This window comes from Photobacterium sp. CCB-ST2H9 (genome assembly GCF_023151555.2).
Taxonomy (GTDB): Bacteria; Pseudomonadota; Gammaproteobacteria; order Enterobacterales; family Vibrionaceae; genus Photobacterium.
In genome coordinates, this window is the sequence record NZ_CP100425.1 from 2689901 (window position 1) to 2713135 (window position 23235).

Here is a 23235-nt window from a genome sequence, read left to right on the forward strand (position 1 = left end):
ACTTGATACGTAATATATTCCGGTTTAAGTGACCAAGCTGCGGGCCGAAATTCCAGCCCCCATTGCGCCTGTCGGTTTTTCAGCCATCCTCCTGCGACATTCATTTGATACTACTATCAAATTCGGGCACCATCTGCTGCAACATCCATTTCCTGAATCACAGGTTACCTTGTCGTGAGTCTTTACAATACCGTTTCATCCCAGAATCAGCGTATCTTTACGGTTTCCAGCCTGAACGCCCAGGTCCGGCTGTTACTGGAAAATGAAATGGGTGTGGTCTGGCTGATCGGAGAATTATCCAACTTCTCTGCACCAGTTTCCGGACACTGGTATTTCACACTCAAAGACGCACGGGCCCAGGTGAAATGCGCCATGTTCCGGGGCAATAACCAGCGCGTAACTTTCCGCCCGGCCAACGGAAATCAGGTGCTGGTCAAGGCAAGGCTGTCATTGTACGAACCGCGTGGTGATTACCAGCTGATTATCGAAAGCATGCAGCCTGAAGGGGATGGCCGCCTGCAGCAGCAGTTCGAAAAACTGAAAATGCAGCTCGCTGGCGAAGGCCTGTTTGCTCAGACCTTAAAGAAAGCACTGCCGGAACAACCGAAACGCGTCGGCATCATCACCTCTAAAACCGGTGCTGCGTTGCATGACATTCTGAATGTCCTCAAACGCCGCGATCCCGGCTTGCCGGTCGTCATCTACCCGACGATGGTGCAGGGCGAAGGTGCCGCAATTTCCATTGCTCAGGCGATTGGCCGGGCGAATTCACGCCAGGAATGTGATGTCCTGATTGTTGGCCGGGGCGGCGGTTCACTGGAAGATCTCTGGGCCTTTAACGAAGAGATTGTTGCCCGAACCATCGCGGCCAGCCAGATCCCGATTATCAGTGCCGTAGGTCATGAGGTCGATGTCACCATCGCCGATTTTGTCGCGGACATGCGTGCTCCGACACCATCCGCTGCAGCCGAGCTGGTCAGCCGTGATCTCAGCGTACAAATGCAGAAAATCACGCAGCGGCAGCAGCATCTACGCCATGCAATGCGCCACTATCTGTCACAACGCCAAAGTCAGCTGGTACGCTGGCAGCACAGGCTCGACCGCCAGCATCCGCAAGTTCAGTTGAATCAGCAGAGCCAGCGTCTGGATGAACTGCGCAGCCGTCTTGAAAGAGCGATGCGCAAACAGATCTCTGACAGCCAGCAACACGTCCATCGCAATGAGTACAAACTGGCGCTTCACTCACCAGCTCAGCGACTGGAAAAACTGAGCTCTCAGCTTGCCACCCAGCAGCGCCGTTTGCAGGACGCGATGGATCGCCGGCTGGTCAATGCACGGCACCAGCTGGCAATGGCAACAGAAAAACTCGATGCCGTCAGTCCACTGGCAACCTTAGCACGCGGATACTCCATCACCCGGCATGAAAACGGCCAGGTCATCCGCAGCGCCGCTCAGGTCAAAACCGGAGACACCCTGCAAACGACACTGGCCGACGGAGAAATCCGCTCAACCGTGACGGATTAAGCCGCGTCTTCAACGAGCATACACGCGCTGATCAAACGCTGTGTATACGCCTGCTGCGGATGATCAAAGATCTGCTCAGGCGTCCCCTGCTCCACCACTTCTCCGCGCTGCATGACCATCACATGATCCGAGATGGCGCGAACCACGGCCAGATCATGGCTGATGAACAGATAACCGATGTTATGACGCCGCTGAATGTCTTTCAGCAAATCCAGCACTGTCAGCTGTACCGAACGGTCCAGCGCTGAGGTTGGCTCATCCAGCAAAATAAATTTCGGCTCGAAAATCAGCGCACGGGCAATCGCAATCCGCTGACGCTGGCCGCCGGAAAACTCATGTGGATAACGGTTGATACAGTGCGGATCGAGACGTACTTCCTGCAGGACCTGACGGGCTTTCTGCATCCGCTCCGACTTGGACATATTCGTGAAGACAGTCAGCGGCTCAGTGATAATCTCACCAATCGTCATGCGGGGCGACAACGAACCATAAGGGTCCTGGAAGACCATCTGCATGTGGCGTTTCAGCTCAAATCGCTCTGATGCGCTCATCTGACGCATGTTCTTGCCTTCAAAAGAGATATTGCCGGTTGAAGGCAGCAACTGCATCAGCGCGCGGCCTAAGGTGGATTTACCGGAACCGGATTCACCGACAATCCCCACCGTTTCGCCCTGCCGCAATGTCAGGCTGATCCCCTTCACCGCTTCGAGGTACTCGGTCGGCTGTCCCATCCAGTTCGATTTCAGCACATAACTGACTTTGACATCATCCGCCTGAAGAATCACGGGTTCGCTGGCTTTCTCTGCATGCTCTCTCGGCTTAGGTTCAGCGTCCAGCAGCATCCGGGTGTAAGGATGCTCCGGATGATGGAAGACTTTCTCAACCGTCCCGGTTTCCACAACTTCACCCTGGCACATGACCACCACATCATCGGCAAAGTGTCGGACGACACCCAGATCATGGGTAATAAACAGGATTGCCATACCCATTTCAGCCTGAATTTCCTTCAGCAGCGACAGCACCTCAGCCTGTACGGTGACATCCAGCGCAGTGGTCGGCTCATCGGCAATCAGCAGATCCGGCTTATTCGCCAACGCCATCGCAATCATGATCCGCTGCAACTGACCACCTGAGAATTCATGCGGATAATGACGAATCCGCTTGTGTGGCTCCGGCAGATGAACCCGCTTGAACAGGGCCAGCGTTTCTTCCATGGCCTCTTTCGACGAAACATCCCGGTGGCAACGAATTGCTTCAGCCACCTGCTCACCGACCGGCATATATGGATTGAGCGATGTCATTGGCTCCTGAAAAATCATGGCAATCTTACCGCCCCGAAAACCCCGAAGTACTTTTTCAGGTAAAGCCAGCAGCTCAGTGCCCTGAAACCAGATCTTGCTGGTCGGATCGACCCTGCCATTTTTCGGCAACAGCCCCATTACCGCACTGGAAGTCACCGATTTCCCCGATCCGGATTCACCAACCAGCGCCAGAGTCTGGCCTTTTTCAAGACTGAAACTGACCTGCTTCACCGCATCCACAATGCCGCTCTCCATCGTGAATGCCACGGACAGCGCTTCGACTGACAGCAATGACTTCTGCATCTTCATACCTGCATCCTTACTTCTCTCTTCCATAAATAATAATGAGAATTATTGTCAAATAAGAATATATCGAAAGAAGATTGTTGACTACCGCTGAGTATGGTCAAGATACAAAAATTTTACGAAAACCAAGTTCAGATCGGTTTTCGGCTGACTATAACGATTCAGGGCAACTTTTCTGCCGGGTGATTCTCTGAAAAACTAAAAGTAATCCGGGCACGGGATTTCGATTTCAGCGCATTGCACTGAGGACAAAAATAGCTGGCGGCTCCGCAGGCATTCAGTTGTTCCAATGACTGCTCACAGTCCGGACAACGGGCATGTTTGACCACTTCGCGCTTGCAATGCGGGCAATAATAATTTCCTTGCTGCCAGTCCAGATTCAGCTGACAAACGGGGCACAACGATGATGACATGGCGGGAACCTTACACAGGAATGACGTTCAGTCCACATTAGCAGGGATCGACATCTAAGACATGATCAACGACAAAGTCCGGACTGATCAGCGATCACCCCCTAAAAGAACATTTATCAATACACTTCCCGAAAGCATAAGTTACATGTTCTGCATTTGGATTTTAGACAGAATAAAACTCTATTCTTATCGGATTTCCCATGAAGATCCAGAATGATTGAAAACTAAAATGTGATCAGTAATCTGAATGATGTTCCCGTGTTTACAGGTGTTTAGCCCCACAGCCTGGTGATCAAAAATACGATTGCTCAACAGAATAATCTCCGGCCACGATCCGAAAATTCCGTTCATAAGATCATCTCTTGGCTGTCAGGATCAAAAAACCCGGCTCAAAGGCCGGGTTTTTCTGGTTTACTGATTGTTTTCCCTGTTCTTCAGGGCTGTCGTCAGTCGTTTACGCTGACGCTCCTGAGAAACCGTCAGTTTCTGACGCTTCACGTTACCATATGGGTTATCACTGTTCTGGAACTGAATGCGGATTGGTGTCCCCATCATTTCCAGTGTCTTACGGTAATAGTTCATCAGGTAACGTTTGTAAGAGCCCGGAAGATCATTAACCTGGTTACCATGAATGACAACGATTGGCGGGTTATAACCACCGGCGTGCGCATATTTCAGCTTCACACGACGGCCACGAATCATTGGCGGTTGGTGATCATCCTGCGCCATTTGCATAATCCGGGTCAGCAGCGAAGTACTGATACGCTTGGTCGCAGACTGGTAAGCTTCCTGAACGGATTCATACAGATGACCAACGCCAGTTCCGTGCAGCGCCGAAATAAAGTGGATCCGGGCAAAGTCAACAAAGCCCAGACGACGGTCCAGCTCAGACTTCACTCGCTCTTTCACTTCATTATCCAGACCATCCCATTTGTTCACTGCAATCACCAGCGAACGACCGGCATTCAGGGCAAAGCCCAACAGGCTCAGATCCTGATCAGAAATATTTTCACGGGCATCAATGACCAGCAGGACAACGTTGGCATCTTCAACGGCTTTCAACGTCTGAATCACCGAGAATTTTTCAACAGCCTCGTTCATATTCTTCCGGCGACGCACACCCGCAGTATCAATCAGCACATAGTCCTGGCCGTCACGCTCCATTGGGATATAGATGGAGTCACGTGTGGTTCCCGGCATGTCATACACGACCACCCGTTCTTCACCCAGGATCCGGTTCGTCAGGGTCGACTTACCCACATTCGGACGACCGATAATTGCCAGCTTGATTGGCTGTTCCTGCAGACGTTTGTAAGCTGCCTCAGCATCTTCTTCCGTCAGGTTCGCTTTTTCGATCGCCTCAACAGAGTCCAGTGACTCAATATCAACGAACTCTTCATCTTCGGCATGCTCTGCTTTCCATGCTTCCACGAACGGAGCCAGTGCACGTTCCATCAGCGCAGTCACACCACGGTTCTGCGCCGCGGCAATCTGGTGCATTTCATCAACACCCAGTTGCCAGAAGTCTGCACAGGCACTGTCGGCATCAATGCCGTCAATCTTGTTCACCACCAGAAACGTTGGTTTCTGCCGGCTGCGCAGGTGCTTGGCAATGGCTTCATCAGCCGCCGTCAGACCAGCACGGCCATCCACCAGAAACAGCACAACGTCTGCTTCTTCAATCGCCAGCAGCGACTGCTCGGCCATTTTGGTTTCAACGCCTTCTTCTGAACCGTCGATACCGCCGGTGTCGATGACAATAAATTCGTTCTCTTCGAGCTCAGCTCGACCGTACTTACGATCCCTGGTTAGGCCAGGAAAGTCAGCGACCAGCGCATCCCGGGTGCGAGTAAGACGGTTAAACAACGTCGATTTACCCACATTCGGGCGCCCGACAAGGGCAACTACAGGAATCATAATGAGTTTACCTCTATATTTTTCATCATCTTAATGCAGCCATGTTTGTCTCAAACGACAATCACGACGTCACGGGTAGAATAACAACGGCCCCTGATGCAAAAACAAACAGGAGCCGAAGCGTTAATCTTATCACAGAATGCAGCTGTGACTAAGGCAAATGCATTTTGCTCAGTTTGCCTTCTCTGGTTACCACCAGATAGCCATCGGCCAGTGCCAGCGGCGGAACGCTAATCCCGCTGCCATCCGTTTGTTGCTGAGCAACAAATTCACCACTGCGGGGATCCAGCCAGTGCAGGTATCCGAGGCTGTCGCCAACCACCAGTTTCCCGTTAATCACCGACGGTGCACTGAGAATGCGGTGAGCCAGATCTGTATTCTGCCACAGCTCAGTCCCGCTGCGGATATCAACGGCAACCAGATGGTCATCCGCAGTCACCAGAAACAGCACGCCTGAATCAATCACAAAATCAGTCGCTGAGGAATAATTACGTTTCCACACCTGCTGACCGCTGCGAAGATCAATGGCTACCAGATTTCCGTTATATCCTGCGGTATAGAGACGATTGCCCTCAACAACAGGCGCTGCATCCACATCAACCAGGCGATCAATTTCCGTCGCACCCTGAGGCTGACCAACCGGCTGTTGCCAGATCAGCTGACCATTACGGATGAAAGCACCCGCAAGACGACCATTGGCCTGTCCCCAGAAAACACCGCCGGAAATCGAGACCGGGGCACTGTCACCGCGCAGAGTTAATGTAGGAACATCACTGCTGATTTGCCATTTGGTCACACCCGTCTGGGCATCCATTGCCTGAAGAATGCCACGGCTGGTATTGACCATCACCATGCCTTCATCAGCCAAAGGTTTCGCCAGCACTTCGCCGTCGACATCAACCCGCCAGACTTCTTCACCGGTTTCCGCATCCAGAGCAATCACTTCTGCATTTTCGCTGCCGATGAAAACTTTATTGTAAGCCACCGACAGACCACCAGAGAGCTTCGCATTCTCTTCAGCGTGAACCTGATGTTCCCAGATCTGTTTCCCCGTACTCGGATCCAGTGCTTCAACCACCCCATCCCGGCTGGCAACATACAGTTTGCCGTAGCCGGTTACAGGTGCCAGACGAGAATAGAAATGCTGTACACCTTCGCCGATATTACGAGCCCAATCCTGAACGGGTTTGAACTGGTTTTCAACAGCAGGTAACGGAGCCATTTGCACCGCTTCTTCTTCGCTGGCACAGCCGCTCAAAACACTCAGAGTGACCGCCAGGGCTACGGCTTGCTTCAATAGCTTGCGCATGGTCTGCCGCCTTTACTGGGCCAAATCGTCAAGTTTGATTTGCAAAGCCGGAGAAGCACCCAGTTCATTCGCGCTGAGGTAAGCTTCACGGGCTGCAGACTTGTCACCTTTTTGCAGCAAAATATCACCGCGCAGTTCAGCAACTTTACCTTTCCAGCTTTCTGCTTTCACTTTATCCAGTTCAGCCAGCGCCTCATCATAAGACTTCTGAGCTGCCAGAATACGAGCCAGACGTGTATGTGCAACAGGTAACAAAGCGATATCATCCGTATGGCTGATCGCCCAGTTCAGCTGTTCAGCGGCCGCATCCAGATCACCTTGGTCAATCTGTACTTTCGCCAACTGCAAAGCTGCCAGGACAGCGTACTGAGTGCTCTCATAATCATGAATGAAAGTTTGCGCCTGACTCACCGCGCCGTCATTACCACTGTTCAGTGCCTGCACTGTCTGAGTATAGGCTTCAGAGGCCTGCTCTTTCGCAGCCTGCACTTCAGCCTGATAATAACGCCATCCGTAAAGGCCACCCAGACCTAATACGGCGCCAAGAACCACGGCTTTGCCGTTTTCCTTGATCCATGCCTTAATGATTTCAATCTGTTGCTCTTCAGTGGTATTGACGTCCACGTCCTGTCCTCTCTTAAATCAATTCTGCCAGCTTGGTCGCAACCTCTGCCTGAGGCAAAGTCAGCTGCTCGCCGCCACGAAGGTCTTTCACCACAACAGTACCTTCAGCAATTTCGTTCTCGCCCAGTACCAGTGCGACAGCCGCGCCGACATTATCTGCACGCTTGAACTGCTTCTTGAAGTTACCGCCGCCAAAGTGATTCATCACGCGAAGACCCGGTACGGCTTCACGCAGGGTTTCTGCCAGCTTCATACCCGCCATCAGCGTGCCTTCACCAGCCGTGACCACATACACATCTACATTACGGCGAACTTCTGTCAGTTCCAGTTCTTCGAGCATCAGCACCAGACGTTCCAGACCCATGGCGAAACCAACGCCCTGAGTTGCACGGCCACCCAGCTGCTCAACCATACCGTCATAGCGACCACCGCCACAGACGGTACCCTGGGCACCCAGGCTATTGGTGATCCACTCAAAAACGGTGCGGTTATAATAATCCAAACCACGCACAAGGCGTTCATTTACCTGGTATTCGATACCCGCAGCGTCTAATAGTTCACACAAACCTGCAAAATGCGCTTTAGATTCTTCATCCAGATACTCAGACAATTTCGGCGCATCCGCCAGAATCGCCTGAACGGCCTGGTTTTTTGAGTCCAATACACGCAGAGGGTTGGTATACATCCGGCGTTTGCAATCCTCATCCAGCACTTCGGTATGCTGTTCCAGGAAAGCAACCAGCGCTTCACGGTAAGCGGCACGGGCTTCAGAAGAACCAATAGAGTTCAGTTCCAGGCGTACATGTTTATCGATACCCAGCTCACGCCACAGACGTGCGGTCATCATAATCAGCTCAGCGTCGACATCCGGTCCCTGAATCCCGAAGACCTCGACCCCAAACTGATAAAACTGGCGATAACGGCCTTTTTGCGGGCGCTCATGGCGAAACATCGGTCCCATATACCACAGGCGTTGTTCCTGATTGTACAGCAGACCATTTTCAATCCCTGCACGGACACAGCCCGCAGTACCTTCCGGACGCAGTGTCAGGCTGTCGCCATTACGGTCTTCGAAGGTATACATTTCCTTCTCAACCACGTCGGTGACTTCACCGATCGCTCGTTTGAACAGATTTGTCATTTCAACAATCGGCATACGGATTTCGCTGTATCCGTAAGCGCTGACAACCTGTTTCGCGGTATTTTCCACTTTCTGCCAAAGCGGAGTCTGGGTCGGGAGGCAGTCGTTCATGCCTCGAATTGCTTGAATTTGTTTCGCCACGTTGATTCTCAATTAACCGATGGGAATTAAGCTCGAATATATATAAGACCGAATATATAAGTTATGCAGGACATTGTGAACCTGCCCCGAAGGATTCCGGGGCAAGAAAAACAGAAAAGATTACTTTTCGGTAACGTCAATCCGGTTACGCAGATCCATCATGGACGCTTTTGCCCGGATTTTGGTTTCCAGCTGGTCGATCACGTTGTCGTTATCAAAGCGCTCTTTCTGACGGACACCGTCTTCGTAGAAAGCACTTTTGCGGTTACCGCCGGCAATACCAAGATGGGAGACTTCCGCCTCGCCCGGACCATTCACCACACAGCCAATGACGGAAACATCCATCGGTACCGTGATATCTTCCAGGCGCTGCTCCAGTTCGTTTACCGTCCCGATCACATCAAATTCCTGACGCGAGCAGGTCGGACAGGCAATAAAGTTAATACCGCGGGAACGAATCCGAAGCGATTTCAGAATATCAAAGCCGACTTTGATTTCTTCGATCGGATCTGCCGCCAGAGAAATACGCAATGTGTCGCCGATACCTTCCGCCAGCAGCATGCCCAGACCAACGGCAGATTTCACTGCACCGGCCCGTGCACCACCCGCCTCCGTGATCCCCAGATGCAAAGGCTGCTTAATTTCTTTAGCCAGCCTGCGGTAAGACTCCACCGCCAGGAAAACATCAGAGGCTTTCACACTGACCTTAAACTGATCGAAATTCAGACGGTCCAGAATATCGACATGACGCATTGCGGACTCAACCAGTGCTTCCGGCGTCGGTTCACCGTACTTCTGCTGCAGGTCTTTTTCCAGTGAGCCACCGTTCACGCCGATACGAATCGGGATGTTTTTGTCCCGCGCACAGTCAACGACTGCACGGATACGGTCTTCTCGGCCGATGTTCCCCGGATTGATGCGCAGACAGTCAACGCCGTATTCCGCCACTTGCAGAGCGATTCGGTAGTCAAAATGAATATCCGCTACCAACGGTACATTCACCTGTTGCTTAATCAGCTTGAAGGCTTCAGCCGCATCCATCGTCGGTACAGAAACACGGACAATATCAGCGCCGACCTTTTCCAGTGCGCGAATTTGCGCAACTGTTGCTTCGACATCAGTGGTTCGGGTATTGGTCATGGACTGCACGGCAATCGGCGCACCATCACCAATTGGCACCTTGCCCACATAAATTCGGGTAGAAGGGCGGCGTTTAATCGGGGACTCGTTATGCATCTCTCATTCTCTGTTTACAACGGCAACTTCAACCGGGCCACTTTGCCGGCCGGAAAGCCGCTCAGATCAACTGGTTCACCTTTGAAGGTCATTGTAACAACACTCGGCGCGCCGAGCACTATCTTAAACGGCGCCTTACCATCCAGCGAAATCACATCGCCGGAGCTTTTGATTCCGGTTTCAAGCTGCTTACCGTTGGCATCACGAATATCAATCCAGCAGTCGCCGTTAAAAGTCAGTTTTAAATCCGGCACCTGCGCAACTTCCGCTGGAGCCGAATCAACTGACAATAACGGATTGACTTCATCCAGCAATCCGCTTTCAGCACCTTCAACAACGCGATTCACTGGGGCTTCGTTTCCGGCACCCTGCATCGCTTCATCAAAAGTGTTCAGTGGCAGCTCATCATCACCGGCTGCATTGCTGCTGTATTCTTCGCCAACTGAGTTAACCGCTTCAGACTGACTGGTTCCTTCCGCGATAGCGCTGACATCGTCACTGCTCAGTGAACCCGCCATTTCATCCGAAGTACCGGCCAGTGATTCATCCAGAGGCTGAGTGCCTGAAGTGTTTTGTTCAGAAATGACTGGCGGCTCTGTCTTCTGTTCCGTCTGCCACCACCAGGCAGCAGTCATTCCGACGATGATGGCACCAAAAATCCAGGTCAGCCCCATGACACGGCTGTCATGTTTTTCACGCTTTGTTTTGCGGGAAAAGCTATGCATGGTCTGAGCCTGAGGCTGCCCCTGACCGAAACTTTCCAGTTTAGTCAGGACATCATTGACATCCAGACCGACAAATTTTGCATAAGAGCGAACATAACCACGGGTGAAAGTGGCCATTTGTGCTTCATCAAATCGGTTTTGTTCAATGTCATCGATCACAGACACCCGCAGGCGCAGACGGCTGGCTACATCCTTCTGAGAATAACCAAGCTGCTCGCGAGCCTGGCGGAGCATGTCTCCGGGACGAATGACGTCTTCCGTTACTCGTTCTTCGTTCTGTTCAGTATTCATTGGCTAGATAATTCTGATATTGCTGAGAATCAGGAAATTGTTGTCGTAACAATTCGGCATATTTTTTCACCCGATCAAGGCGACCGCTCTGGCTTGACGACTGAATTTTAAGAATAAGACTATCAGCAGTTTCTCCATAACGCTGGCTGAAAGCTGCCAGTCTGTCATCCGCCTTTTGATGTTCCCCGTCCTTGAGCTCTAACTTTGCCAGTTGCAGCATGGAAAGCGGCCGGTAGGGGTCATGACCAAGTGTTTTGTTGAAATAGTCCGCAGCCTGTGTCGCATTCCCTTGTTTCAGATGGCATAACGCCGCATTTTCGAAACTGCTGGCGACCTGAAAATAATCCGGTTGTGAGACGGCACGGTCGAAAGCCGTGATGGCTTCATCATAACGGGCTTCACTACACAAGAATACACCATAGTTATTAAGCACATCGCCATTTTTTGGTGATTCTTGCAAAGCCCGGACATAGAGTGCTTCAGCTGAGTGATTTTCACCCACCTGCTGATAATAATGTGCCATTGCGAGCAGTGCTCTGGGATGATCAGGCGCAACATCGAGCGCTTTATGCAAATTTAAATGCGCTCTTTGCCACTGCCCGCGCTCCAGATAGCCCAGTCCGAGGGTAATTCTTGCATCTGCCGCCGCAACTGGATCAACCGCTCGGCGGGTCTCCGGTGAATCCACTGTCACACAGCCAATTAAAAAACAAGCGGCTATCATGCCGCTTGCGCTTGGGTACATCCAGCGTACCATGACAACTCCCTGCTCATTTCCTTTGAGCTTGACCAAAAGGTCTCTGAATCCGGTCAGTTGAGCTGACTGGGGTAAATGCTGTCTTTATCAGACTGCTTTCACCGGAATTGGTTCACCTTTCGCCTGCTTTGCCAGGGTGCGTTTTGTGCGGTCAATCACATCACCGACCAACTGGCCGCAAGCAGCATCAATATCATCACCCCGGGTTTTCCGGACTGTCACCGTGAAATCGTATTCCATCAGTGTTTTCATGAAGCGATCAATCCGAGAGTTACTCGGCTTACGGTAAGGTGACCCCGGATACGGGTTGAACGGGATTAAGTTAATCTTCGCCGGTGTGTTTTTCAGCGTCTGTGCCAGTTCTCGGGCCTGGTCCATACTGTCATTCACGTGATCCAGCAGAATGTATTCAACCGTCACTTTGCCCCGGTTGGCATTCGACGATGCAATATAACGACGCACGACTTCCAGGAACGTGTCGATGTTGTACTTGTCATTAATCGGCATGATTTCAGAACGCAGCTGGTCGTTCCCGGCATGCAGGGAAATGGCCAGTGCCACATCAACTTTGCCAATCATCTGTTCCAGACCAGAAACTACGCCAGAAGTAGACACCGTTACACGGCGTTTGGACAGGCCGAAACCCAGATCGTCCAGCATGATATTCAGTGACGGGATCAGGTTTTTCATGTTCAGCAACGGTTCGCCCATCCCCATCATCACAACGTTGGTGATCGGACGACGACCGGTTTCTTTCTCGACACCGATCTCTTTGGCTGCGCGCCAGACCTGACCAATGATTTCTGAAACCTTCAGGTTCCGGTTAAAGCCCTGCTGCGCTGTGGAACAGAATTTACAGTCCAGCGCACATCCCACCTGAGAAGACACGCACAAGGTCGCACGGTCATCTTCCGGGATATAGACGGTTTCCACGTCCTGGTCACCCACACGCATTGCCCACTTAATGGTGCCGTCCGATGAGTGCTGTGCTTCAGAGACGTAAGGCGCTCGGATCTCTGCGACCACTTTGAGTTTTTCGCGCAGCTTCTTGTTGATGTTGGTCATCTGATCGAAGTCGTCACAACCGAAATGATACATCCACTTCATGACCTGATCCGCACGGAAGGCTTTTTCGCCCAGCTCATCGGCAAAATACTGCCGCAGTCCTTCGCGATCGAAATCCAGCAGATTGATTTTGACATTCGTCATCGGTTGTCGCCTCACTAAAAAATGACAGATCCTGCGCCCTGCTCACCCGGACGCGGGGTCCAGACAGCGGGGTGATTCAAGGCGCGAAATTGTACAGACTTTATCGCTGCGTTTCCACTTTTGCGCACTTGGTTCCGATTCTCCTGTTTTGATCAGCTTAGCCGACTCAGACGCAGTTGCGACGCCATAAAAAAACGGGAAGCCAGGCTTCCCGTTTATTCTTCAGCATCGGAGCGTCAATTAACCACGCGGGCAGATTTCATCGTCAGAGAAGAAATAAGCGATTTCACGCGCAGCTGATTCCGGGCTGTCTGAACCATGAACGGCGTTCAGACGTGTGTTCTCTGCATAATCAGCGCGCAGGGTGCCACAGGCTGCCTCTTCCGGGTTGGTTTTACCCATCAGTTCACGGTAACGGGTGATCGCGTTGTCACCTTCCAGCACCTGCACCATGACAGGGCCAGAGGTCATGAACTCAATCAGTGGTTCATAAAACGGTTTGCCTTCGTGCTCAGCGTAAAAGCCCTGAGCCTGCTGTTCGGTCAGGCGCAGCATCTTTGCAGCAACAATCGTCAGACCCGCACTTTCCATTCGATGATAAATCGCACCGATCTGGTTACGACCGACTGCGTCAGGCTTCACAATTGAGAAGGTACGTTCAATTGTCATTATTATATTCCTTATCTTTGGTTCACTTCAGTCGGGCAGGCTTCCCTGCCCTCTGGCTCTTACTGTAACAGCAACGCCGCAATATTCGCTACCCCAAGACCTGTTGCACCGGCTGCCCAGCGAGCATCGGCACCGTCACGGAAGCAAGCGGCCAGATCAAAGTGCACCCAACGGCTATCATCACTGACAAAACGGGACAGGAATGCCGCCGCATTCGAAGCGCCGCCCATACCGCCACCTTTCACCGCACGGCTGTTAGCAGTATCCGCATAGTCAGACGGGCAGTTACTCTGGTGCCATTTCTCCAGCGGTAGCGGCCAGGCCGGTTCATTCACCAGCTCAGACAGCTGCTGTGCTTTACGCAACAGCTCAGGCTGCATTGAGAAAATCGCATTATAATCCGTGCCGACGGCCATCATTGCAGCGCCAGTCAGCGTCGCTGCGTCAATGATCAGCGGAGCTTTCATTTCGCTGGCCTTGATCAGACCATCCGCCAGCACCAAACGTCCTTCCGCATCGGTGTTGACCACTTCAACAGTCAGACCGTTTTTGTAAGTCAGAATATCACCCAGCTTATATGCATTGCCTGCGATCATGTTCTCGGCACAGCACAGGATCAGCTTGACCCGCTTCTTCAGTCCCTGCTCAATGGCATAAGCCAGCGCTGCCGTTACCGTTGCAGCACCACCCATGTCACATTTCATAGCAACCATGCCGGCACTTGGCTTGATGCTGTAACCACCGGAGTCGAAGGTGATTCCTTTTCCGACCAGACAAGCATGAATCGGCGCATCTGCATCACCGGTCGGGTTATAATCCAGAGTCAGCATGACCGGCGGACGGCTGCTGGCACGGCCAACACTATGAGTGCCGATCCAGCCTTCAGAGAGCAGCGCGTCCCCCACCACGACTTCATGCGTGATCTTGTCGCCGGCAACATTTTCCAGAAACGCCACGGCGTCCCGGGCCAGTTTTTCCGGGTATATATCTTCAGGGGTCGCATTCACTACCTGGCGAACCCATTCGACACTGCGGCGACGTGCATTCAGCAATTCCAGCTCGTCTTCATCCTCAGATGCCCACTGCACTTCGACCGATTTACGCGGTGCCACAAAACCACAGTAGAAAGCCCACTGGCGCTCATAACTCCAGCCTTCCCCGCTCAGACTCACCTGTGACGCGCCCTGAGCAGACAACTGACGGGCGGCCTGTTGAATACGACGCAGGACGAAATCGCCCTGGTAATGAATCACAGCACTTTCCTGCTGATAAGAAACCAGTGCCTTTTCTCCCCAGACGCCCTGAGAAGGTTCGGCAGACAGCAAAACCGTAAGCATATGCATGTTCCCTAAGTTGAAAACGCACAACTGGCGAACCGGTTGTGCGTTATAAATTTCCAAAGCGCGGAATTAAATATCCTGAGCCAGAAGGTTCGCCAGGGTCCGGACACCCACTCCGGTCGCTCCCACACCCCACTTATCACTGGCTGACTTGCGGTAAGTCGCGCTGCAGTCAATGTGGAGCCAGCCTTTTTTGTAGTCTTCCACGAAGTAAGACAGGAAGGCGGCTGCCGTGCTGGCACCCGGCATAAAGTCGCCGGTCGAGATGTTCGCCAGATCAGCAAAGCCAGATGGCATCATACGGCGATGGTGCTCTCCCAGCGGCAGTGGCCACATCCCTTCATGCTCTTCACTGGCAGCGATCAGCGCTTTCTGCGCCATGCTGTGATCGAAGCTGAACAGAGCGTGATAATCGTTACCCAGCGCATTTTTCGCCGCACCCGTCAGGGTTGCACAATCAACGATCAGGCTTGGCTTCTGTGCGCTGGCATAAATCAGACCATCGGCAAGTACCAGACGTCCTTCGGCATCGGTATTGAGAATTTCGACCGTTTTGCCGTTTTTATAAGTGATGATATCACCCAGCTTGAATGCACGGCCTGAAACCATGTTTTCCGCACAGCACAGGATCAGCTTAATGCGTTTTTGCACGCCACGGGCAATTGCCAGCGCCAGACCACCGGTAGCCATCGCAGAACCACCCATGTCAGCTTTCATCGCCGCCATGCCATCAGAAGGTTTAATGCTGTAACCGCCTGAGTCAAACGTAATCCCTTTCCCTACCAGACAGGCAAAAACAGGCGCTTCATCATCACCGGTTGGGTTGTAGTCCAGAATCAGCATGGCCGGAGAGCGCTCAGAACCACGGCCGACGGTATGGATACCAACCCAGCCTTCATCCAGCAGATCATTGCCTTTCATGACTTTGTAGGTCACGTGATCCGGTGCCAGCGATTTAATGAACTCACCCGCACGGTTTGCCAGATGCGACGGATTTACAACCTCAGCACTCTGGTTAATGATATCGCGAACCCAGTTAGTTGCGGTCAGGCGTGCCTGCAGTTCAGCTTCTTCCGCTTCTTCCAGCGCTGGCCAGGTAACGTTGTTGCCCGGCTTGGCATTCCGGTGGCCCTGAATAAAGGCCCAGACGGTTTCCAAATCCCAGTCATCGCCGCTCAGGCTGACTTGCTTGATGCCTTGTCCGTCCAGCGTGCGACCCGCGCGCTGAATTGTATTGAGAACATCATCATTGGTAATGTGAATTTGAACACCGTCAGCAGTGTATGACACCAGGGCATTCTCGCCCCACTGTTCTGCAGCAGCGTCTTCAGTCAGGAAGACTGACATAGTGGCAGACATGAAAAACTCCTTGAATATTTTCCCGCTGAGCGTTCACCACTCAGGGGCGCATGCTTATGACTTCAGAGCAACTGACTCTGAATGATCTGCGTTACGATTGAGCAGACTTTCTCCGCAGACCTCATCCGCCAGACCTGTTCCGTTTTGGTCACACGAATGATCCCGATCATGGGGGCAGTCTGACAAGATACAAGAGAAGCAATGCGAAAATACAACAAAGCGGACCTGAAAGGGTATCTGTTCAACCCTGGGTCCGCCATTATAGCTATGGTCATTGCAGACACTTTTCCGGCCTGCACTGACAAAAATAAGCGATTGCTTTACCTTGCCGTTAAAGTGACAAATAAACAAGACATTTGGGGCAAGATTAAGAGAATGATCGACTATTGTTGCAAATGCAATCAGTCCATCTCTTCCATCCAGCACATTTGTACCGCTTCCAGCACTTTTTCCCCGCAGTGCGCAGGATCGTCATCAAATTCATCTAACGCCAGAATCCAATCACGTAAATCAACAAAATGAATCTGTTGCGGATCAACATCCGGATGTGTATCGATCAGTGCGAGAGCGATTTCTCTTGAATCGATCCATTTCAGTCCCATGATTCACCTGCATTAACTGATGGATAAAAGAAAGGAAGTACATAGAGTGTAGCAAGCCCGCTGCCGGACGACAGCGGGCGAATGGATCAGTGGTTTTCGCTGGCCAGGTTGATGGTATAACGAGGAATTTCTACCACCAGGTCTTCATCAGCCACTTTCGCCTGACAACCCAGACGAGACTCAGGCTCAAGTCCCCAGGCTTTGTCCAGCATGTCATCTTCCTGCTCTTCACTCTCTTCCAGAGAATCAAAACCTTCCCGGATGATAACGTGACAGGTTGTACAAGCACAGGATTTCTCACAGGCATGCTCGATGCCAATGCCGTTTCGCAGCGCAACGTCCAGCACAGTTTCGCCGGTTTCAGCTTCCAGCACAGCACCTTCAGGGCAAAGTTCTACATGGGGTAGTACAACAATTTTAGGCATGCCTAAACCTCATCAATCGAATGACCGGCCAGTGCCTCGCGAATGGATTTATCCATCCGGCGCGCAGCAAATTCCTGGCTCGCTTTATCTGTTTTCTTAATACCGGCTTCAATCGCACGCGGGTCATCCCCCTGACGTAATTGAACCAGCTCCATCATGACAGCTTCCAGTGCATCACGCTCAGCTTTCGACAACAGTTGGTCACCGTCGGCAGCCAGCGCAGAGATCAATCCCTCAAGAACACGGTCCGCTTCAACCCGCTGCTCGGCCAGTGCCCGCGCATCTTTATCTTCCCGTGCGTGGGCCATGGAATCACGGATCATACTGGCGATTTCGTTATCCGTCAGGCCATATGAAGGTTTCACCTGAATCGACGACTGAACGCCAGAGCTTTTCTCCATCGCCGTGACTGACAGCAAGCCATCCGCATCCACCTGATAGGTAACACGAACATGAGCTGCACCGGCAGCCATCGCCGGGATACCACGCAGTGTAAAGCGGGCCAGAGAACGGCAATCTGCCACCATCTCACGTTCACCCTGAACGACATGAACAGACATCGCAGTCTGGCCGTCTTTGAACGTGGTGAATTCCTGAGCACGGGCAACCGGAATCGTGGTATTACGCGGAATAATTTTTTCAATCATACCGCCCATGGTTTCAATCCCCAGAGACAAAGGGATCACGTCCAGCAGCAGCATTTCAGAATCAGGTTTGTTCCCCGCCAGAATGTCGGCCTGAATGGCTGCACCAATCGCGACCACTTTATCCGGGTCAATTGAGGTCAGCGGCGTTTTGCCGAAGAAGTCTCCGACCAGATCACGGACCAGCGGTACACGGGTTGAACCGCCAACCATCACGGTTTCAATCACTTCATCCAGCTCAACACCAGCATCTTTCACGGCCCGGCGGCAAGACATCAGCGTCTTTTTCACCAGAGGCTGAATCAGTGCATCAAACTCGGCACGGGTGATTGTTCCCTGCCAGCCCAGCACCTCGATCTCAGTACTGTCATGATCGGTCAGCGCAATCTTGGCTACAGTTGACACATCGTGCAGTGCACGACGCTCAGAGGCGGTCAGTGCTGCACTATGGCCGCTCTGTGTCAGAATCCAGTCCGCCAGCAGGTGGTCAAAATCATCGCCGCCCAGTGCCGTATCACCGCCAGTCGCCAGAACCTCAAACACGCCTTTCGACAAGCGGAGAATTGAAATATCAAAGGTTCCGCCGCCCAGGTCGTAAACCGCAATCACCCCTTCCTGGCCCGAATCCAGACCATAGGCAATCGCCGCAGCCGTCGGCTCATTCAGCAGTCGTAAAACTTTCAGATCAGCCAGTGCTGCTGCATCTTTGGTCCCCGCTCGCTGCGCGTCATCAAAGTAAGCCGGAACCGTAATAACAACCCCTTCCAGATCGCCACCCAGCGTTGCTTTCGCACGTTCACTCAGGTGTTTCAGGATCTCAGCAGAGACCTGAACCGGGTTTACCTTCCCGCGACGGGTCACCAGTTGCGGCAAACCAGATTCTGAAGCCTCAAACTGATATGGCAAATTCGGATAACGTTGCCGGATATCTTCCAGTGAACGTCCCATCATCCGTTTCACGGAAATAATGGTGTTCGACGGGTCCTGTTGTGCCAGTTCTCTGGCAGTTTCACCGACGCGAATAACCTGCTCGTCATAGTGAACAACAGAGGGCAGAATCGACTTGCCTTGTTCATCCGGCAGCGTCTCAGCTACACCGCTGCGTACGGCGGCAACAAGGGAGTTGGTAGTACCCAGATCAATCCCCACCGCCAGTTTATGTTCATGCGGTGCAGCACTTTGACCGGGTTCAGCAATCTGTAACAGTGCCATTATCCATCCTGTGGGCTTTAAGTGGGTAATGTTTCATAGAAATCAGTCGAACAGCGTTTCTTCCAGACGCTCGACTTCATGGCGCAGCTTATCAATAAATTTCAGTTTTCTGACTGCATCAGCGGCAGGTTCCCATTCACCGGCTTCCAACAGCTGTTGCAATTCAGCAAGCTGAGCTTTTTGTAAACTCACAGCCTGCTGATCAAAATCAAACAGAGCGGCATGTGGATCATCTGATTCAGGAATCTCTTCCAGCGCCTCGCGCAGCTCCATCTGTTGCATCAGAAACTCTGGGTCCTGCAACGTTTGCTGCTCGGCGCGAATATCCACCCCATTTTCAGCCAACATATATTCAGCGCGACTGACCGGATTTTTCAGGGTCTGGAAAGCATCATTGATCTGTGCAGCTTTCTGAACCGACATCAGGCGGTCACGCTCAGAAGCGGTCGCAAAGTTATCCGGGTGGAAACGGCGCTGCAATTCACGGAAGCGAGTGGCAAGAAGGCTACCGTCCAATTCAAACTGGAAAGGTAGCCCGAAGAGTTCGAAATGATTCATATGGCGTCTGATATCGGTTTACAAGCAAAAGGCGCGGTGCAGATTGTCCGCGCCCAGGCAATGCCTTGATCTCAGCAAATGTTAGACGTTGAAGCTTTCACCACAACCACACTCACTGGAGACATTCGGGTTGTTGAATTTGAAGCCTTCATTCAAACCTTCTTTGGCGAAATCCAGCTCTGTGCCTTCGAGGTACACCAGACTTTTGGCATCGACGATAATTTTAACGCCGTTTTGCTCAAACACCTGATCACCTTCGTCAAGCTCATCAACAAACTCAAGGACATAGGCCATACCAGAGCATCCTGAGGTACGAACACCCAGACGCAGGCCAATGCCTTTGCCTCGATTTTCCAGAAAAGCCGACACACGGTCCGCTGCCGCTTCAGTGATGGTAATGGCCATAAACAACAACCCTTATTTCATTAATTGCTTGGATGTTTCTTTTTGTAATCGCTGACTGCTGCCTTGATAGCGTCCTCAGCCAGAATCGAGCAGTGTACCTTCACAGGCGGCAGTTCCAGCTCTTCTGCAATAGCAGAGTTTTTAATCGCTGCAGCTTCGTCCAGGGTCTTCCCTTTTACCCACTCGGTAATCAGTGAGCTGGACGCGATTGCAGAGCCGCAACCGTAAGTTTTAAAGCGTGCATCCTCAATGATACCTTCATCAGAGACCTTGATTTGCAGCTTCATCACGTCGCCACAGGCTGGTGCACCGACCATACCGCTACCGACGTTTTTGTCATTCTTGTCAAATGAGCCCACGTTACGCGGGTTCTCATAATGATCAATTACTTTGTCACTATATGCCATGGTAGTTTCCTCGAATTCGTGCAGACGGCAACTTAGTGGTGCGCCCACTCAACTGTGTTCAGATCGATTCCCTCTTTGTACATATCCCAAAGCGGTGACATCTCACGCAGTTTTTCGACTGCGGTACGGATTTGCGAAATTGCGTAGTCTACTTCTTCCGCCGTTGTGAATCGACCGAAAGAGAAACGGATTGAGCTGTGGGCCAGTTCATCATCCAGACCCAGTGCACGCAGCACATAAGAAGGCTCCAGACTTGCCGAAGTACAGGCAGAACCGGAAGAAACAGCCAGATCTTTCAGCGCCATCAGCAGTGACTCACCTTCAACAAAAGCAAAGCTGATGTTCAGGTTGTTTGGCAGACGCTGCTCAAGGTCACCGTTCACCGTCATGGCTTCGATATCTTTCACGCCTTCCAGCAGGCGGTTACGCAGTGCCAGCGCATGCTGACGGTCTTGTTCCATTTCTTCTTTCGCGATACGGAACGCTTCGCCCATACCCACGATTTGGTGCGTTGCCAGAGTACCAGAACGCATACCACGCTCATGACCACCACCGTGCATTTGAGCTTCCAGGCGGATACGCGGCTTACGGCGAACATACAGTGCGCCAATGCCTTTCGGGCCGTAAATCTTGTGTGCAGACAGTGAAATCAGGTCAACTTTCATTTCCTGAACGTCGATTGGCAGCTTACCCGCAGACTGGGCAGCATCCACGTGGAAAATCACGCCATTTTCACGACACATTTCACCAATCGCAGTGATATCCTGAATCACACCAATTTCGTTGTTCACATGCATGATCGAAACAAGAATCGTGTCTTCACGCATTGCATCACGCAGCTTAGCCAGGTCAATCAGGCCGTTCGATTCAGGTTCCAGATAGGTAACTTCGAAGCCTTCACGCTCCAGTTGGCGGCAGGGATCCAGTACCGCTTTGTGCTCGGTTTTGCAGGTAATGATGTGCTTCCCTTTCTTCGCATAGAAGTGGGCCACACCTTTAATCGCCAAGTTATCAGATTCCGTCGCGCCTGAAGTAAATACAATCTCACGTGGATCGGCATTCAGCAGGTCAGCCACTTGCTCACGGGCTGTATCGACTGCTTCTTCGGCCTGCCAGCCAAAACGGTGTGAACGGGAGGCCGGGTTACCGAAGTTTCCGTCCATGGTCAGGCATTGCATCATTTTTTCAGCAACACGTGGGTCTGCAGGGCAAGTAGCGGAATAATCAAAATATATTGGCAGTTTCATCTTCATCTCCAAAAACACGGGCCGCTGGGCGCTAGGAGCGAACATCGACACCTATAGTGGCGCTGTCGTGTGTATTCTTATGTCCAAAAGACGACTTCTGAAGGCGTTGTTCCTGACGGTCTGAAATCTCGAGTACGTCATTGTCCTGCATCAGTTCACCCAGGGTGATATTGTTCAGGAAGTCACTGATACGGGTGCTGAGATCATGCCAGAGCGTATGAGTCAGGCAACGGACGCCTCCCTGACAGTCTCCTTTACCATGGCATTTCATGGCATCGACAGACTCGTCAACGGCAGCAATCACAGTCCCGACTGCAATCTGGTTCGCATCATCACCCAAACGATAACCACCGCCGGGACCGCGGACACTCGCAACCAGACCGGCTTTACGCAAGCGAGCAAATAACTGCTCCAAATAAGACAGTGAAATCCCCTGACGTTCTGAAATATCAGCCAGAGGGACTGGACCTTCCTGAGAATGCAGAGCGACGTCTAACATGGCCGTCACTGCATACCGTCCTTTTGATGTCAATCTCATAACACACCGCTACCAACTCGAATCTATGGCAGCAGTGTCGCATACCTGACTAAAATGGTCAAGTATATACCTGAGTAAATTAGTCAGGTTTTATCCTGTTCATTCACAAACTATTTCTTCAATCCGGCAAGGGATTTTTGTACCGAAGACAAGATGCCGCGCAGGATATTCAGCTCCTGCTCTTCTGGTCTGGCGCGCACGAAAAGGCGACGAAGTTTGGCCATGACCATGCCGGATCGATTACTGATGAACTGCGTCTGTTCCATGACATCATTCAGATGATCAAAGAAGCGCTCAAGTTCCTCTGTTCTCGGGTATTCTGGCTGAGCTTCGGCCGGAAAAGCCTGAGCCTCTTTATCCAGATAAGCCATGCGTACTTCATAACTGATTGTCTGAACCGCCATCGCCAGATTCAGTGAACTGTATTCTGGGTTAGCAGGAATATACACATGACAATGACATTTTTGCAGCTCTTCATTGGTCAGACCAATACGTTCACGGCCAAACAGCAAAGCAACCGGCCGAGACGCGGCTTCCTGAACAGCCTTAACACCACACTCTCGCGGGTTCAGTTGGGGCCATTCTAAAGTACGGGAACGCGCACTGGAACCAACCACCAAACCACAGTCAGCAATTGCTTCATCCAGGCTGTTCACAATACGGGCGTTCTCAACGATATCCGCAGCACCGGCAGCCAGCGCAATGGCCTGGCCATCAATTTCGCAGGCCGGTTCCACGAGAACCAGTTCACTCAGGCCCATCACTTTCATGGCGCGAGCCGCCGAACCAATATTGCCTGAATGGGATGTGCCCACCAGCACCACGCGAATTTGATCTAACATGAGAGCGTGTTTTCCAACTCCGATTCCAAAACCGGGGGATTCTAGCACAGCCTGTCATAAAGTGGGGAAAACATTGTAAAAGAGGCTGAGCTT

General features: G+C 51.9%; 23 protein-coding genes. 1 reads left to right on the forward strand and 22 read right to left on the reverse strand.

Annotated elements, in window-relative coordinates; all coding sequences use genetic code 11:
* Nucleotides 1-174: 174 nt before the first annotated feature.
* Nucleotides 175-1524, forward strand: coding sequence for an exodeoxyribonuclease VII large subunit (xseA, locus tag L4174_RS12450; RefSeq protein ID WP_248141197.1), 1350 nt, complete (start codon nt 175-177; stop codon nt 1522-1524).
* Here the strand turns inward: xseA and L4174_RS12455 are convergent.
* The 22 genes from L4174_RS12455 to trmJ form a co-directional block, all read right to left on the reverse strand.
* A complete protein-coding gene (locus tag L4174_RS12455) occupies nt 1521-3128 on the reverse strand; it encodes an ABC transporter ATP-binding protein (protein ID WP_248141707.1) in 1608 nt (535 codons plus the stop codon). The genes xseA and L4174_RS12455 overlap by 4 nt on opposite strands.
* Nucleotides 3129-3292: 164 nt before the next feature.
* Entirely contained in the window at nt 3293-3544 is a 252-nt protein-coding gene (locus tag L4174_RS12460) for a zinc ribbon domain-containing protein (protein WP_248141198.1), read from the reverse strand.
* A 411-nt stretch (nt 3545-3955) separates the two neighbouring features.
* Nucleotides 3956-5461: a ribosome biogenesis GTPase Der gene (gene der, locus L4174_RS12465; protein ID WP_248141199.1), complete on the reverse strand. Its 1506-nt coding sequence runs from the start codon at nt 5459-5461 to the stop codon at nt 3956-3958.
* A 151-nt stretch (nt 5462-5612) separates the two neighbouring features.
* The gene (gene bamB / locus L4174_RS12470; RefSeq protein ID WP_248141200.1) at nt 5613-6770 is read right to left on the reverse strand and encodes an outer membrane protein assembly factor BamB; all 1158 of its coding nucleotides are present in this window, start codon (nt 6768-6770) and stop codon (nt 5613-5615) included.
* Between the two features lie 12 nt (nt 6771-6782).
* On the reverse strand, nt 6783-7394 hold the full coding sequence (locus L4174_RS12475) for a tetratricopeptide repeat protein (protein ID WP_248141201.1): 612 nt from the start codon (nt 7392-7394) through the stop codon (nt 6783-6785).
* A gap of 13 nt (nt 7395-7407) precedes the next feature.
* Complete coding sequence (gene hisS, locus L4174_RS12480; protein WP_248141202.1) at nt 7408-8676, reverse strand: histidine--tRNA ligase; 1269 nt, start codon at nt 8674-8676, stop codon at nt 7408-7410.
* Between the two features lie 120 nt (nt 8677-8796).
* Nucleotides 8797-9912, reverse strand: a complete 1116-nt coding sequence (gene ispG, locus L4174_RS12485; protein WP_248141203.1) for a flavodoxin-dependent (E)-4-hydroxy-3-methylbut-2-enyl-diphosphate synthase — start codon at nt 9910-9912, stop codon at nt 8797-8799.
* Between the two features lie 14 nt (nt 9913-9926).
* Nucleotides 9927-10928, reverse strand: coding sequence for a cytoskeleton protein RodZ (gene rodZ / locus L4174_RS12490; protein ID WP_248141204.1), 1002 nt, complete (start codon nt 10926-10928; stop codon nt 9927-9929).
* The gene (gene pilW / locus L4174_RS12495; protein ID WP_371929345.1) at nt 10918-11721 is read right to left on the reverse strand and encodes a type IV pilus biogenesis/stability protein PilW; all 804 of its coding nucleotides are present in this window, start codon (nt 11719-11721) and stop codon (nt 10918-10920) included. Before pilW ends, rodZ begins: the two co-directional genes overlap by 11 nt.
* 51 nt (nt 11722-11772) lie before the next feature.
* Nucleotides 11773-12894, reverse strand: coding sequence for a bifunctional tRNA (adenosine(37)-C2)-methyltransferase TrmG/ribosomal RNA large subunit methyltransferase RlmN (locus tag L4174_RS12500; protein WP_248141205.1), 1122 nt, complete (start codon nt 12892-12894; stop codon nt 11773-11775).
* 240 nt (nt 12895-13134) lie between these two features.
* Nucleotides 13135-13563 (reverse strand): nucleoside-diphosphate kinase, encoded by a 429-nt coding sequence (gene ndk / locus L4174_RS12505; protein WP_248141206.1) that lies wholly within the window; start codon nt 13561-13563, stop codon nt 13135-13137.
* A gap of 59 nt (nt 13564-13622) precedes the next feature.
* On the reverse strand, nt 13623-14900 hold the full coding sequence (pepB, locus tag L4174_RS12510; RefSeq protein WP_248141207.1) for an aminopeptidase PepB: 1278 nt from the start codon (nt 14898-14900) through the stop codon (nt 13623-13625).
* 72 nt (nt 14901-14972) lie between these two features.
* The gene (pepB, locus tag L4174_RS12515) at nt 14973-16262 is read right to left on the reverse strand and encodes an aminopeptidase PepB (protein WP_248141208.1); all 1290 of its coding nucleotides are present in this window, start codon (nt 16260-16262) and stop codon (nt 14973-14975) included.
* Between the two features lie 401 nt (nt 16263-16663).
* Nucleotides 16664-16864 carry a Fe-S cluster assembly protein IscX gene (gene iscX, locus L4174_RS12520; RefSeq protein ID WP_248141209.1) on the reverse strand — a complete coding sequence of 67 codons (201 nt, stop codon included), beginning with the start codon at nt 16862-16864 and terminating at the stop codon, nt 16664-16666.
* Between the two features lie 86 nt (nt 16865-16950).
* Nucleotides 16951-17289 (reverse strand): ISC system 2Fe-2S type ferredoxin, encoded by a 339-nt coding sequence (gene fdx / locus L4174_RS12525; protein ID WP_036751536.1) that lies wholly within the window; start codon nt 17287-17289, stop codon nt 16951-16953.
* A gap of 2 nt (nt 17290-17291) precedes the next feature.
* Nucleotides 17292-19145, reverse strand: a complete 1854-nt coding sequence (gene hscA, locus L4174_RS12530) for a Fe-S protein assembly chaperone HscA (protein WP_248141210.1) — start codon at nt 19143-19145, stop codon at nt 17292-17294.
* Nucleotides 19146-19187: 42 nt separating this feature from the next.
* The gene (gene hscB / locus L4174_RS12535) at nt 19188-19703 is read right to left on the reverse strand and encodes a co-chaperone HscB (protein ID WP_248141211.1); all 516 of its coding nucleotides are present in this window, start codon (nt 19701-19703) and stop codon (nt 19188-19190) included.
* 81 nt (nt 19704-19784) lie between these two features.
* Nucleotides 19785-20108: an iron-sulfur cluster assembly protein IscA gene (gene iscA, locus L4174_RS12540; RefSeq protein WP_248141212.1), complete on the reverse strand. Its 324-nt coding sequence runs from the start codon at nt 20106-20108 to the stop codon at nt 19785-19787.
* 20 nt (nt 20109-20128) lie between these two features.
* Nucleotides 20129-20515, reverse strand: coding sequence for a Fe-S cluster assembly scaffold IscU (iscU, locus tag L4174_RS12545; RefSeq protein ID WP_036751529.1), 387 nt, complete (start codon nt 20513-20515; stop codon nt 20129-20131).
* Between the two features lie 32 nt (nt 20516-20547).
* Entirely contained in the window at nt 20548-21762 is a 1215-nt protein-coding gene (locus tag L4174_RS12550) for an IscS subfamily cysteine desulfurase (protein WP_248141213.1), read from the reverse strand.
* Nucleotides 21763-21793: 31 nt separating this feature from the next.
* On the reverse strand, nt 21794-22300 hold the full coding sequence (gene iscR / locus L4174_RS12555; RefSeq protein WP_248141214.1) for a Fe-S cluster assembly transcriptional regulator IscR: 507 nt from the start codon (nt 22298-22300) through the stop codon (nt 21794-21796).
* A 110-nt stretch (nt 22301-22410) separates the two neighbouring features.
* Nucleotides 22411-23142 carry a tRNA (cytosine(32)/uridine(32)-2'-O)-methyltransferase TrmJ gene (gene trmJ, locus L4174_RS12560; RefSeq protein ID WP_248141215.1) on the reverse strand — a complete coding sequence of 244 codons (732 nt, stop codon included), beginning with the start codon at nt 23140-23142 and terminating at the stop codon, nt 22411-22413.
* Nucleotides 23143-23235 lie beyond the last annotated feature (93 nt).